Source organism: Humibacter ginsenosidimutans (assembly GCF_007859675.1).
Lineage (GTDB): Bacteria > Actinomycetota > Actinomycetes > Actinomycetales > Microbacteriaceae > Humibacter > Humibacter ginsenosidimutans.
Genome location: NZ_CP042305.1, coordinates 2,557,935 through 2,570,199 on the forward strand (window position 1 = coordinate 2,557,935; position 12,265 = coordinate 2,570,199).

Sequence of the window (12,265 nt, forward strand, 5' to 3'; positions counted from 1 at the left end):
GCGGGTACTGCTACGCCGCGAGCTCCTCAACCCTCGGGAGCGGAGCGGCGCGTGATCGCGAGCACCGTGTCGACCGGATCGGGCAGCGGGTAGCTGAAGGCCTCGTCGGGACCGATCGGCACCAAGGCGAGGCCGGGGTTGCCCTCCGCCATCCATGCCTTCGCCATGCCGAGGGCGGCGCCATCGCGAACGAGGCGAACGGAGGCGATCGACTCCTGGTCGATCTCGTCGAGCGCGACCGGTCCGACGCGCTCCTCGAGCACGTGCGCATAGATCGTGCCGTCGCGTTCGGTGTAGCGTCCCCACTCGGGTTTCGGCAGCTCCGCTGCGCCGGCGCCGTAGACGCTCTCACCGTTGTCGGCCAGCCAGTCGCCGACCTCGCGCAGAATCTCGACGGCCTTCTCAGGGAAGCGGCCACGGGCATCCGGGCCCACATTCAGCAGCAGGTTGCCGCCCTTCGAGACGCACTCCACGAGCGTGCGCACGACGAGTTTCGCGGGCTTCCAGTCGTGATCGAAAGCGTGATAACCCCAGTGGTTGTTGAGCGTGATGCAGGCCTCCCACGGAATGGGCTCGCCCGTCTCATCGGCGAGACCGCGCACCGGGATCACCTGCTCGGGAGACGCGAAGTCGCCCGCGTATTCCGACGGATGCGCCGTGATGATGCTGCCCTTCTCACCGCCGCTGCCCTCGAGGCGATTGTCGATCAGCACGTTCGGCTGCAGCTCGCGCACCATGCGCACCAGCTCCGTGGCCCGCCAGGCCTCGCCCTTGAGGTCGCCGTACGAGAAGTCGAACCAGAGCAGGTCCAAGTCACCGTAGTTCGTGCACAGCTCGCGCACCTGGCCGTGCAGGTAGTCGAGGTAGCGGTCGAAGTCGGGCTCGTGCCCGTCGATACCCTCGGCCGTCGGCTTGTCTCGATCGGGGTGGTACGGGTCTCCTGCGACGGGGAAGTCGGGGTGATGCCAGTCGACGAGGGAGTAGTAGAGGCCGACGCGGATGCCTCTGGCCCGGAACGCACGCAGGAACTCGGCGACGACATCCACTCCGAACCCGTTGTGCATCGTGGAGTAGTCGGTGAGCTCCGAGTCGAACAGGCAGAAACCGTCGTGGTGCTTCGCGGTGAGCACGGCGTATTTCATGCCGGCGCGAGCGGCGGCGTCCGCCCAGGCGTCGGCGTCGAAGGAGTCGGGGCGGAACGCGTCGACGTACTGCTGGTAGTCGTCGGTGCCGATGTGCTCGTAGGACCGCACCCACTCGCCGCGAGCGGGCACCGCGTAGGCCCCCCAGTGCATGAACAGGCCGAAGCGGTCGTTTCTGAACCACTCGGAGCGGGCGAAACGGTCGTGCATGGATGTTCTCCTCGTGCGTCGATGGCTGCCCGGCGAGCCTAACGAAGGGAGCTGTGCGGGGTGCGGTGAGGTCCGCACTCTCGGCAGTGGAAAGGGGCACGCTCGACGACGGGAACGGGCACCCTCGGCGAGGGGAACGGGCACTCTCGGCGACGAAGAGACACACCCTCGGCAGCGGGTGGGGATGCACGGCCGTAGGCTTTCGCGCATGACTCGGCACGAACCCTGGGTACGCGGCGACGTCGTCGTGCTGCGCAACGTGAAGGAGGCAGACCCGCCGCATCACGACAGGCACGTCGGCTACGCCCACACAGCGCGGGTGATCGCCGACGACGGCGAGGTCGTCGTGCTCCACCAGCCGCCGAAGACGCTGCACCGCGAGCGCAACGGCGAGCGCGGCGGCCCCCGCGGTCGCAACATGGTGCGCGGCGGATGGGACGGCACGCACTCCGAGCGCGAGTGGCGCGGCGACGGCGTGGTCCTCGTGCACCGCTGGCAACAGCCGTGGTCGGTGTGGCGTTGGGTGGACGCCGACGGCGTGTGGTCATCCCACTTCTACGTGAACTTCGAGCGCCCATGGACGCGCTCGCCGCTCGGCTTCGACACCGAGGACTGGGTGCTCGACCTCGTGATCACCGGTGACGAGCGCACCGTCACGGTGAAGGATGCCGACGAGCTCGAGTGGTGCGTTGCCGCCGGCACGATCTCCACCGACGTGGCGGAGCTGGCGCGACGATCCGCCGACGAGATGACGGCGGTCGCGGATCGGAACGGCTGGCCGTTCGACGCGGATTGGTCGGCGTGGCTTCCGGATGCCGCGTGGGATGCTCGACCGCTCCCCGTCGGCTGGGACGAACCGGGGGCGCGATGAGCGAGCCGGCTCGTCGCGTGCACGTCGAACAGCTGCTGCCGCGCAACCAGTACCTGGTGACGCCGGCGGTGGCGGCATCCGCGCTGCGCGAGCGCCGGTGGGTGGACGGCGAGCTCGGCCTGACGGAGGAGTGGCTCGTGTTCGCCTCCGGCAACCCGCACGACGCCCCCGACTTCGTGCTGCTCGACGGGGACGTGGAGGTCGAGGTCACCGAGGGTGCGGGAACAGCGATCGTCTCCGTGACCGTGTCGCGCACCGCCCACCGGTACCGCGCCGACGTTCTCGAGGTGGCTCCGCTCGTCGACACGCTGCGCAGACTGCGCGCCGAACCGCCGAGCGGCACCAGGGTCTGGCGAGCGGATGCCGACGAATCGGCGCCGTGACCGCTGCCGGTAACGTCGAGTCGTGACGGACGGACCACTGGCGAGCAGTAAGGGCGCGGTCGGCGACTCTCGCTACGCGGCACTCGTGGTGGCGGGGCTCGTGTGCCAGGAGGTCGGGGCATCCATCGCCGTGCTGCTCTTTCCGCAGGTGGGTGCCCTCGGCATGGTGTTTCTGCGGGTGCTGTTCTCCGCGGTGATCCTGCTGCCGATCGCTCGGCCGAAGCTGCGCGGCATCCGGGGCGGCGCGTGGATGACCGTGGTCGGCTTCGGCCTCGTGCTCGCGCTCATGAACGGGCTGTTCTACCTCTCCATCGATCGCATCCCGCTGGGCGCAGCCGTCACGATCGAGGTGCTCGGACCACTCGTGCTCTCGGTGGTCGCCGCGCGCAGGGCGATCGCCTGGCTGTGGGCGGGACTCGCGGCCATCGGCGTCGCGCTGCTCGGTGAGGGCAGCTTCGGCCGTCTCGACCTGGTCGGCGTGCTGCTCGCCGCCGGCGCAGGCACGGCGTGGGCGTTCTACATTCTGCTGTCGCGGCAGACGGGCAGGCGGTTCGCGAAGTTCGACGGGCTCGCGATCGCGATGACGATCGGTGCCGTGGCGAGTGCGCCGTTCGGCATCGCCTCGGCCGGCGCTGCGCTGTTGCGCCCGGAGACGCTGTTGCTCGGCGCGGCCGTCGCGCTGCTCTCATCGACGATTCCGTACGGGCTGGAACTGCTCGCGCTGCGGCACCTGCATGCCGCCGCGTTCGCGATCCTGCTCAGCCTCGCTCCCGCGACCGCGGCCCTCGCCGGGCTCGTGCTGCTGCGGCAGGCCTTCACCTGGATCGGCGTGATCGCCGTGGTGCTCGTCGTCTCGGCGAGCATCGGGGCGGTGTGGTCGGCGCGAAGGCACGAGCCCGCGCCGGAGTCGCCCGACGAGGTCGCGTGAGCCCCGGCACGTGTCTCAGCGGCCACCCGTTCAGAGCACCGTGACCGCGACGAGCACCAGCACGAACGCGGCGACGATGATCGCGACGCGACCGTAGTGCAGGCTGTCCCAGCGCTGCATCTGCTCGTGCCAGTCCGTCGGATGCTCGTCGGCCGACCAGGTCTTGGAGCGGTTGTTGATCGGCACCAGCAGCGTGATCGACACGACGACGCTGATCGCCAGCAGCACGGCGGCGACGACGGATGCCACCGAGGCCGGCGCACCCCAGGTGAAGACCGCCAGCGCGACGGTGAGGATGAACGAGCCGAAGTACCAGAACGGCATCGCACGCCCCAGCATGCGGCCGCCGTGGGCCCGGGCATCCAGAGCAGGACCGACCGGCAGTGCGTTCATGATCGGGTTCATCACGAACGCCACGGCGAACTCGACGCCGACCATGAGGCCGACCACCGTCGCGGTGATGACGGCGAAGACAGAAAGCATGATGCACACCCTTCGTTGTTAGCGCTGCTAGATTTACTAGCGCTGCTAGAGTAGGCAGTGGGCCGCACAATCGCAAGACCCGAGAAATGTGCAGGGAGACGAATGGCAGACGCCACGGCGCGACAGCAGCGCAGCGATGAACGACGGCGAGGCATCCTCGATGCGGCCCGCGCACGAGCGGAGTCCGACGGCTGGTCCGCGGTGACCACGAGGCACCTCGCCGACGCCATCGGCTACACGCAACCCGTGCTGTACGGGCACTTTCCCGGCGGCAAGACCGAGATCATGCGGACGATCGCGTTGGAGGGATTCGTGGAGCTGGCCGCCCGGTGCCGCACCGCCGTCGGGCGCACGACCGCGCGCAGGGCGGTCGAAGCGGTCGCCGGCGCCTATGTGCAGTTCGCGGCCGAGCATCCCGCCGTGTACGAGGCGATGTTCCAGCAGCCCATCGACGCCCGCTTCGCGAGCGAGGACAGCGCCACCGAGCTGCGCCAGGGATTCGCCGTGCTCGCGGAGGCCGTCGGCGAGCACGGCGACGGCACGAAGACCGAGGTGTTCTGGGGTGCGCTGCACGGCATCGCCCAGCTCGAACTCGCCGGCCGCATGAACGCCGACCACCGCACCCACCGCATCCGCGAGATCGGCGCACTGTTCGGCTCCTGACCGTCGCCCGCTACGGGCGAAGTGGCCGTGGTGCCGACGCCTCCGCACGGCGCATGGTTAGCGTCGTCAGCAGACGGGGCACGCTCGACGTGGCGGCGTACTCGACGGACACCGGAGGAGGAACCCCGTGACCATCATGCGACCGCTCATGGGACTCGCCCCGCGCAACCTGGTGCGGGAGCTGCTCGCCGGCGTCACCCTGCTGGCCATCGCGGTTCCGCTCAACATCGGGTACGCGCAGATCGCCGGGCTGCCCGCGACCGCGGGGCTCTATGCGCTGATCGTTCCGGCCGCGATCTACGCCCTGACGGTGTCGTCGCGGCAGCTCGTGGCGTCGCCGGATGCCGCGGCCGCCGCACTCGTGGCATCGTCCGTCGGCGGGCTCGCCGCCGCGGGCAGCAAGGACTACCTCACGATGGCACTCGCGCAGGCGATCATCTGCGGCGTGCTCTTTCTCATCACTGCGGTGTTCAAGCTCGGATTCCTCGCGAACTTCCTCTCCAAGCCCATCCTGGTGGGCTTCGTCGGCGGCCTGGCGCTGGACATCCTGGTGAGCCAGATCGCCAAGATGCTCGGCGTCAAGATCAACTCCGGCGGCGAGTTCGTGGAGAAGGTGGGGGACCTCTTCTCGAACATCGGCACCGTGAACTGGTGGTCGGTGGGCATCTCGGTGGTCGCCGTGATCGTGCTGATGGTCGGGGCGCGCATCGCGAAGATCGTGCCGTGGGCGCTGATCGTGCTCGTGCTCGCGACGATCGTGGTCGTGACGGCGCATCTCGAGGCATCCGGCGTCGCCGTGCTCGGCAAAGTGGATGCCGGCCCGCCGCACCTCACCTGGCCCGTGCTCACGTGGGTGCAGTGGCTCAACCTCATGCCGTCGGCGATCGCCCTGCTTTTCGTCACCATGGCGGAGGGCCTGCTCGTGGCGCGCAGCTACGGCGAGAAGCGCGGCTACGCCACGAACCCGAACCAGGACCTGTTCGCGTTCGGCGTCGCCAACATCGCCTCGGGCGCCACCGGCGGCTTCACCGTCGGATCGTCCACCTCGCGCACCGCGGCGATGGACTCCTCGGGCTCCCGCACGCAGCTGCCCAGCCTCGTGGCGGCGGTGGGCACGCTGCTGCTGGTGATCTTCGGCACGGCGCTGCTCGCGGACATCCCGTCGCCGGCGATCGGCGCGATCGTGGGGGTGGCGGTACTGCCGCTGCTGGGCATCCGCGACTTCGCCGCGATGTGGAAGCAGGACCGTTTCGAGTTCGTCATCGGGGCCGTCTGCTTTCTCGTGACCCTGTTCGTCGGTGCTATCGCGGGCATCGCGGTGTCGTTCGTGCTCGCGCTCATCAACCTGGCGAGCCGCGCGTCGAAGCCGGCGATCGACGTGCTCGAGGCGGACGACAACCCGCATCACTCCCTGCTCGACTCCGCTCCGAGCGGGCAGGAGACGGCGCCTGGCGTCGTCGTCATCCGGCTTGCCGCGCCGCTCTTCTTCGCGAACAGCACCGTGTTCGCGGATGCCGTCAAGCGCGCCGTGCGGGCATCCGACGATCCGCCGGTGCACGACGTCGTGATCGACCTGGAGTCGGTCACCGACGTCGACATCACCGCGGCCGAGACCATGGATGCCCTCAAGGAGTGGCTGCACGACCACCACGTCGCGCTCAGCTACAGCCGGGCGCGGCTGCCGCTGGTGACGCGGATGCGCGAGATCGGCATCGTCGACGACGAGACGTTCTACGACACGAACCGCGAGGCGCTGACGGCGCTGGTCACGGCGCCGCCGCCCGCGCGCTGAGCGCTCAGCGCACCAGGGGTGCGAGCGCTTCGCCGAGCGCCGACACGACGCCGGGGACGTGTCCGTTGAGGGGCGCGTTCACGACGACGCCGTCGACGCCTGCGCCGAGGATCGACTCCTGGATGCGCTCTGCGATGACGTCGGCCGTGCCGACGAACGCGCGATTGCGGCGATCCTCGGGAATCTTGGCGAGAATCGCGTCGGCCTCCGCCTGCGTCTCGACGAGACCGACGCTCGCGAGATAGCTCGTCCTCAGCGTCGCCGGATCGCGATCGATCTCCTCGGCGCGCTGCCGCAGAACCTCGACCTTGTGCGGCAGATCCTCGATCGCGCAGATGATGTTCATGTGGTCCGCATAACGGGCTGCGAGCCGGAACGTCTTGCGCTCGCCCTGACCGCCCAGCATGATCGGGATGCTCTCGCGGAACCGCGGCACGTTCATCGCCCCGTGCGCGCGGTACCACGTGCCGACGAACTCGGGCCGCTCGTCGCGCAGCATCGGGTGGATGATCTGCAGCGCCTCGTCCAGCTTCTCGAAGCGCTCGGTGAACGTGTCGAAGTCGAAGCCCAGCTGTTCGTGCTCCAGCTCGAACCAGCCGGCGCCGATGCCGAGAATGGCGCGGCCGTGGCTGATCACATCCAGCGTGCTGACGGTCTTCGCCAGCAGCGTCGGGTTGCGGTAGGTGTTGCCGGTCACGAGTGCGGAGAGCTGGATGCCGCTGGTCGACGCCGCGAGCGCGGCCAGCGTCGAGTAGGCCTCCATCATCGGCTGGTCTGGCGTGCCGAGCCCTGGCAGTTGATAGAAGTGGTCCATCACGAGCACCGTGTCGAAGCCGCTGGACTCCGCCTCGCGCGCCTGCGCGAGCACGGTGTCGAACAGGGTCTCCACGCCGCCTGGATAGCTGAAATTCGGGATCTGGTAGCCGAGCGAGATCGTCACGAGGGCGACGCTACGGCACATGCCGCGATGACGCGCGGGCGAGTCTCAGAAATCGGTGAGGTTCGCGCGCAGGCCGCCCGGTGCGTAGGACGTGCGCAGGATGCCGCGGCGCCGCAACTCGGGCACCAGGTCGTCGAGCATGCGGTGCACGGTCACCGGGTGCAGGTCGCCCGAGAAGATGAAGCCGTCGCCCGCGGCATCCTCGCCGAGCTCCTCGATGAAGTCGGCGAGCTGGCCTGCCGTGCCGACGAGCCCCTCGCGGTCAAGCACCGCGCCCTTGCGCGCCTTGGCGGCGAGCAGGTCGCGCAGGGGCTGGGCGTCGAAGCTCGGCGCCGTGCCGAGCAGGCCCTTGATCGTGCCGCGGGAGACGTGCGGGCCGAAGATGCTCGGGTCGAGCGGCTCGTCGAGGTCGAGTCCGGTGAGATCGGTCTCGGCGTCGCTCGATTGGCCCAGGAGCACGGCGCGCAGCTCGTCGTCCGAGGGATGCCGCGAGGCGTCCACCACGCGCTTCGCCTCGTCTTCGCTGGCGACGACCTCGGGTTTGAACACGAAGAGCGTCTTCACGTCGGATGCCGTGCGGCCGGCTGCCTCTGCGGCTTCCGCGACCTTCGCGCGATACGCCCGCACCGCGTCGACGTTCAGCGGCGCGAGCGCGAGCTGCACGTCGGAGTTCGCGCCGGCGAAGCCGAGTCCGCGGCCCGAGCCTCCTGGGGAGACGATGGCGGGGTCGCCCGCGGTCGTGCCGAAGGCATCCACGTTCTCCGGTCCGGAGGCGGAGCCGGTGAAGGGGATGGCGTTGAGAGGGCCCTCCACGCGGAAGTATTCGCCATCGTGACGGGTGGCGCGAATGTGCGAGCCGTCGGCGAAGTGTCCGGTCGCGGCATCCGCGATGTAGGCACCGTCGCCCCAGCTGTGCCAGAGCTCGCGCACCACGTCGAGCCACTCCTGCGCGCGGTCGTAGGCGGCGTCGTGGTCGATCTCCTCGAGTCCGAAGTGACGGGCGCTCTTCACATCGGTGACGACGTTGATGCCGAATCGGCCGTCGCTGAGATGCTGCAGCGTCGCCGCCTGCCGCGCGGCGAGGTACGGCGGCGTCGCGCCCGCATTGATGGTGGGGACGATGCCGATGCGGCTCGTTGCCTGGAACAGGTAGGGCGCGAGCAGCAGCGGGTCGTGCTTCGGGCCGCCGTAGGCGGACCGCACGCGCAGGTCGAGCGTCTCCGGCGTGCCGGTCGAGATGGCGTCCTCCATGATCACCAGGTCGAGGCCGGCCTGCTCGAGCTCGCGCACGGAGTGCTGGTAGAGGTCGGGTTTGGTCCAGTCGTAGCCCCAGCGCCAGTCGGGGCGGCCCCAGGCCTGCGGGCCGAAGCCGCGCGAGAAGAACCAGCCGAAGTGCTGTCTGCGTGTCATGTGAGTCCTTCGATCAGCCGGCGAGCGCCGCGGGCTCGAGCGCGCGCACTGCCGCGAGGCCGCGTGCCAGGTCGCGGATGAGGTCGTCGGCGTCTTCGATGCCGATCGAGAGGCGCAGCAGTCCCGGCCCGATGCCGTTGGCGAGCCGCTCCTGCTCGGTGAGGAGCGTGTGGGTGGTGGATGCCGGGTGCAGCACGAGCGAGCGCACGTCGCCCAGGTGCGTCATGCGGCTGAACAGCCGCAGGGCGTCGTGGAACGCCCGGGCGGCCGGCTCGCCGCCGCGCAGCGTGAACGAGAACACGCTGCCCTGACCGTCGGGAAGGTACTTGAGCGCCAGCACGTGGTGCGGGCTGGATGCCAGCCCCGCGTAGTCGACGGACTCCACCTCGGGCCGTCCCTCCAGCCACGCGGCCACGGCGAGCGCGTTGCGCGAGTGCTGCGCCACTCGCAGCGACAGCGTCTCGAGACCCTGCTGCAGCAGGAACGCGTTGAACGGCGACAGCGTCGGACCGAAGCGCGACGCGACGACCTGCCGCGTGTACGCGACGGAGGCCGAACGGCCATAGGTCTCGACGTAGGTGCGGCCGGCGAGGGCGCGCTGCGGGGTGTTGAGGTGGGGGAAGGAGTCGGGGCGGGCGCTGTAGTCGAAGGTGCCGGCATCCACGATGACGCCCCCGAGGGCGGTGCCGTGGCCGGAGAGGAACTTGCTCGCCGAGTGCACCACGATGTCGGCGCCGAACTCGAACGGGCGAAGCAGATACGGCGTGGCCAGCGTGTTGTCGACGATCAGCGGGATGCCCGCCTCGTGCGCGACCCGCGCGATCGCCTCGATGTCGACGAGGTCGTTCGTGGGATTCGGGATCGGCTCGGCGAACAGCAGGCGCGTCTCCGGTCGGATGGCGCGACGCCAGGCGTCCGGGTCGTTCGCGTCGACGACGAAGCTGCTCTCGATGCCGAGCCTGGCGAGGTTGTCGCGGAGCAGACCGCGGGTGCCTTCGTAGATGCTCGTCGCAGAGACGACATGGTCGCCGGCCTGCAGGATGCCCAGCAACGCCACCGAGAGCGCCGCCTGCCCGCTGCCCACCACGATCGCCTCCGCGTTCGGGGCGACGGCGCCGCCCTCGAGCACGGCGAGGCGACGCTCGACGGCGGCCGTCGTGGGGTTGCCGGAGCGGGAGTACGTGTACCCGGGCTCGTCGCCGGCGAACCTGTCGCGCGCCTGATCGAAGTCGTCGAAGACGAAGCCGGCGCTGAGATAGACGGGCGGGATGCGGGAGCCGAACGCGGCATCCGGCTCAGTTCCGGCGTGCACCTGCGCCGTGGTGAAGCCGACGGGCTCGACGGCGTTCTCGTCGACGCCGAGCACGGCAAGGCCTTCGGCCGACGGACTCTCGGTGTCGCCGACCGATCGGAGGGGAAGCACGGGTGTTGCTGTCACCCGACCATGGTGCGCGCCGCCCCGCCGATCCCCGTCATCGAGCGGTCATCGTGTGAAGCCGTGTTACCCGGTGTTGCGGCGTAGGGTGGCGGATGCCCGCGCCCGCTCGGGTGCGGGCATCCGTTCGCGTCGTGCGCCGGCGCAGCCATGAGGAGGCATCCGTGTCCGAACCCATCGCCTATACCGCACTCGACAAGGGCGCCGTGGTCACGACGGCGGGCGGGGAGCGTCTCGGCACCGTCGAACACGTGCTGCAGGATGACTCCCTCGACCTCTTCGACGGCCTCGCGGTGCGCACGCACCACGGTCTGCGCTTCGTCGGCGCGACGCAGATCACGGCCATCACGACAGACGGCGTCGAGACCTCGATCGACGAATCGGAGGTGGCAGGGCTGCCCGCCCCCGACGGCGACGCCGTGCTCGAGGCCGACCCCGAGCAGTACCAAGGTCAGGGCCTCACCGCGTGGTGGGGTCGCACGTTCCACCGCGAGCACTGGCTGCGCGAGAAGGAGTAGCGCGATGCCCGAGACCACGGGAATCGACACCACCGCCGGGCCGAGCGGCCCCGGCTGCGCCGACTGCGAAGCGAACGACGGCTGGTGGTTCCACCTGAGACGGTGCGCGGAGTGCGGGCACGTCGGATGCTGCGACTCCTCGCCTGCGCAGCACGCGACAGCGCACTTTCGCGAGACGGGCCACCGCTACATGCAGAGCTTCGAACCCGGTGAGAACTGGTACTGGGACTACGAGACCGAGCAGCTCGCGACGGGACCCGAGCTCGCGGCTCCGACGAGTCATCCCGACGACCAGCCGACCCCTGGGCCGGCGGGCCGGGTGCCCGCGGACTGGCAGGAACTGCTGCACCGGTGAGCGGGACGAACGGCGCCTCGACCGAGACCCGGTTCGCGCCCTTCCTCGCCGCGCTCGACGGGCTGGCCGCCGACACCCCCGACGACGCGGAGTTCCTCTACGACGCGACGACACCGCAGGGTGCCCTGCGCCGCGGCAATCTGCTGCGTTATCTCGGCCTCATGGCCGACGTGGGCCCGCGCGCGCTGCTGCTCGCGGAGGCGCCGGGGTATCGCGGGATGACCGTGAGCGGCATCCCCTTCACCAGCGCACGCGAGCTGGCGGCTCGGCCCGGACTCATCACAGGGCTGGCGGAGGGCGACGGGTTCGCCGTGCCGGAGCATCCGGTTGCCGCGTGGGAGTCGTCGTCGGGCATCGTCTGGCGGGCGCTGGCGTCGTGGCGCGGACCGCTTCCGTTGCTCTGGGGCGTGTACCCGGACCACCCGTTCGTGCGCGGCGACCGGCTGACGAACAGGGCGCCACGGCCGGCAGAGGTGCGCGCGGGCGCGCCCGTCGCGCTCGCGCTGGCTCAGGCGTTCGGCATCGAGGTGGTCGCCGCGGTGGGCCGCAAAGCACAGGGCGCGATGGCCGCGGCCGGCGTGGATGCGCCGGCGCTGCGGCATCCTGCGCAGGGCGGCGCGACGATCTTCACGCAGCAGGTGCACGAGCTGAACGAGCGGATGCTCACGGCCGAGCAGGCAGGCGGCTCACGGTGATCGCCGACGAGGCTCCGTGCCCGTGCGGAAGCGGCGACGCGTACGGCGTCTGCTGTGCGCCGTTCCACCGCGGAGAGACGATCGCGCCGACGGCGGAACACCTGATGCGGTCGCGGTACGCGGCGTTCGCGGTGGATGACGCGGAGTATCTGACGGCGACCTGGCATCCCTCGACGAGGCCGCGCGAGCTGGACCTCGACGCGAACGTGCAGTGGCGACGGCTCGACATCGTCGACACCGTCGCCGGTGGCGAGACGGATGCCGCGGGCGAGGTCGAGTTCCGCGCGTACTGGCGCACTCTGCCGACGCCCGGCGTGCCGCGCGACGGAGGCGTGCTGCACGAGCGCAGCCGCTTCGCGCGCGAGCGCGGCCGCTGGTACTACGTGGACGGCGACGCGGGGTGAGGGCGGGCCAGACGGCCTTGTGGAGCACCGCGAAGC

The 12,265-nt window shown here is 70.2% G+C and carries 14 protein-coding genes; 9 read left to right on the forward strand and 5 right to left on the reverse strand.

The annotated features are described in order from the left end of the window. Window positions 1-26 precede the first annotated feature (26 nt). Window positions 27-1,352 (reverse strand): alpha-L-fucosidase, encoded by a 1,326-nt coding sequence (locus FPZ11_RS11755; protein WP_146321141.1) that lies wholly within the window; start codon window positions 1,350-1,352, stop codon window positions 27-29. Between the two features lie 208 nt (window positions 1,353-1,560). Between FPZ11_RS11755 and FPZ11_RS11760 the strand changes: the two genes are divergently transcribed. Genes FPZ11_RS11760 through FPZ11_RS11770 form a run of 3 tightly spaced genes read left to right on the forward strand, consistent with a single transcriptional unit; the run spans window position 1,561 to window position 3,534 of the window. Then, window positions 1,561-2,223 carry a ribonuclease FAU-1 family protein gene (locus FPZ11_RS11760; protein ID WP_168203814.1) on the forward strand — a complete coding sequence of 221 codons (663 nt, stop codon included), beginning with the start codon at window positions 1,561-1,563 and terminating at the stop codon, window positions 2,221-2,223. Next, the gene (locus tag FPZ11_RS11765; RefSeq protein ID WP_146321145.1) at window positions 2,220-2,606 is read left to right on the forward strand and encodes a hypothetical protein; all 387 of its coding nucleotides are present in this window, start codon (window positions 2,220-2,222) and stop codon (window positions 2,604-2,606) included. Before FPZ11_RS11760 ends, FPZ11_RS11765 begins: the two co-directional genes overlap by 4 nt. A 22-nt stretch (window positions 2,607-2,628) precedes the next feature. Next, window positions 2,629-3,534: an EamA family transporter gene (locus FPZ11_RS11770; RefSeq protein WP_246846227.1), complete on the forward strand. Its 906-nt coding sequence runs from the start codon at window positions 2,629-2,631 to the stop codon at window positions 3,532-3,534. 30 nt (window positions 3,535-3,564) lie between these two features. On the opposite strand, the gene FPZ11_RS11775 is transcribed toward FPZ11_RS11770, so the two are convergent. Beyond that, complete coding sequence (locus FPZ11_RS11775; RefSeq protein ID WP_146321148.1) at window positions 3,565-4,017, reverse strand: anthrone oxygenase family protein; 453 nt, start codon at window positions 4,015-4,017, stop codon at window positions 3,565-3,567. 102 nt (window positions 4,018-4,119) lie between these two features. Here FPZ11_RS11775 and FPZ11_RS11780 point away from each other — a divergent pair, with 102 nt between their 5' ends. Both FPZ11_RS11780 and FPZ11_RS11785 read left to right on the forward strand, forming a co-directional pair. Next, window positions 4,120-4,680 carry a TetR/AcrR family transcriptional regulator gene (locus FPZ11_RS11780; protein ID WP_146321150.1) on the forward strand — a complete coding sequence of 187 codons (561 nt, stop codon included), beginning with the start codon at window positions 4,120-4,122 and terminating at the stop codon, window positions 4,678-4,680. 136 nt (window positions 4,681-4,816) lie between these two features. Further along, window positions 4,817-6,472, forward strand: a complete 1,656-nt coding sequence (locus tag FPZ11_RS11785) for a SulP family inorganic anion transporter (RefSeq protein ID WP_246846681.1) — start codon at window positions 4,817-4,819, stop codon at window positions 6,470-6,472. Window positions 6,473-6,476: 4 nt separating this feature from the next. On the opposite strand, the gene FPZ11_RS11790 is transcribed toward FPZ11_RS11785, so the two are convergent. The 3 genes from FPZ11_RS11790 to FPZ11_RS11800 are packed head-to-tail and all read right to left on the reverse strand — an operon-like array spanning window position 6,477 to window position 10,188. Next, window positions 6,477-7,412, reverse strand: coding sequence for an LLM class F420-dependent oxidoreductase (locus FPZ11_RS11790; protein ID WP_146321152.1), 936 nt, complete (start codon window positions 7,410-7,412; stop codon window positions 6,477-6,479). Window positions 7,413-7,457: 45 nt separating this feature from the next. After that, entirely contained in the window at window positions 7,458-8,822 is a 1,365-nt protein-coding gene (locus FPZ11_RS11795) for an LLM class flavin-dependent oxidoreductase (RefSeq protein ID WP_146321154.1), read from the reverse strand. Between the two features lie 13 nt (window positions 8,823-8,835). Further along, window positions 8,836-10,188: an O-acetylhomoserine aminocarboxypropyltransferase/cysteine synthase family protein gene (locus FPZ11_RS11800; protein ID WP_437438644.1), complete on the reverse strand. Its 1,353-nt coding sequence runs from the start codon at window positions 10,186-10,188 to the stop codon at window positions 8,836-8,838. Between the two features lie 164 nt (window positions 10,189-10,352). On the opposite strand from FPZ11_RS11800, the gene FPZ11_RS11805 reads away from it, so the two are divergent. From FPZ11_RS11805 to FPZ11_RS11820, 4 genes are read left to right on the forward strand one after another with little or no spacing between them, the layout of a single operon-like run. Next, window positions 10,353-10,775 (forward strand): hypothetical protein, encoded by a 423-nt coding sequence (locus FPZ11_RS11805; protein ID WP_146321156.1) that lies wholly within the window; start codon window positions 10,353-10,355, stop codon window positions 10,773-10,775. Window positions 10,776-10,779: 4 nt separating this feature from the next. After that, window positions 10,780-11,130: a UBP-type zinc finger domain-containing protein gene (locus FPZ11_RS11810; RefSeq protein ID WP_146321157.1), complete on the forward strand. Its 351-nt coding sequence runs from the start codon at window positions 10,780-10,782 to the stop codon at window positions 11,128-11,130. Continuing rightward, the gene (locus FPZ11_RS11815; protein WP_146321159.1) at window positions 11,127-11,825 is read left to right on the forward strand and encodes a uracil-DNA glycosylase; all 699 of its coding nucleotides are present in this window, start codon (window positions 11,127-11,129) and stop codon (window positions 11,823-11,825) included. Before FPZ11_RS11810 ends, FPZ11_RS11815 begins: the two co-directional genes overlap by 4 nt. Beyond that, a complete protein-coding gene (locus tag FPZ11_RS11820; RefSeq protein ID WP_210415853.1) occupies window positions 11,822-12,229 on the forward strand; it encodes a YchJ family protein in 408 nt (135 codons plus the stop codon). Before FPZ11_RS11815 ends, FPZ11_RS11820 begins: the two co-directional genes overlap by 4 nt. The last annotated feature ends 36 nt before the right edge of the window (window positions 12,230-12,265 follow it).

Excerpts from the sequence above, each read along its gene's own strand:
- FPZ11_RS11785 (WP_246846681.1), top strand. The coding sequence starts at position 4,817 with ATGCGACCGCTCATGGGACTCGCCCCGCGCAACCTGGTGCGGGAGCTG.
- FPZ11_RS11795 (WP_146321154.1), bottom strand. The coding sequence starts at position 8,822 with ATGACACGCAGACAGCACTTCGGCTGGTTCTTCTCGCGCGGCTTCGGC.
- FPZ11_RS11810 (WP_146321157.1), top strand. The coding sequence starts at position 10,780 with ATGCCCGAGACCACGGGAATCGACACCACCGCCGGGCCGAGCGGCCCC.
- FPZ11_RS11775 (WP_146321148.1), bottom strand. The coding sequence starts at position 4,017 with ATGCTTTCTGTCTTCGCCGTCATCACCGCGACGGTGGTCGGCCTCATG.
- FPZ11_RS11780 (WP_146321150.1), top strand. The coding sequence starts at position 4,120 with ATGGCAGACGCCACGGCGCGACAGCAGCGCAGCGATGAACGACGGCGA.
- FPZ11_RS11805 (WP_146321156.1), top strand. The coding sequence starts at position 10,353 with ATGCCCGCGCCCGCTCGGGTGCGGGCATCCGTTCGCGTCGTGCGCCGG.
- FPZ11_RS11765 (WP_146321145.1), top strand. The coding sequence starts at position 2,220 with ATGAGCGAGCCGGCTCGTCGCGTGCACGTCGAACAGCTGCTGCCGCGC.
- FPZ11_RS11755 (WP_146321141.1), bottom strand. The coding sequence starts at position 1,352 with ATGCACGACCGTTTCGCCCGCTCCGAGTGGTTCAGAAACGACCGCTTC.
- FPZ11_RS11760 (WP_168203814.1), top strand. The coding sequence starts at position 1,561 with ATGACTCGGCACGAACCCTGGGTACGCGGCGACGTCGTCGTGCTGCGC.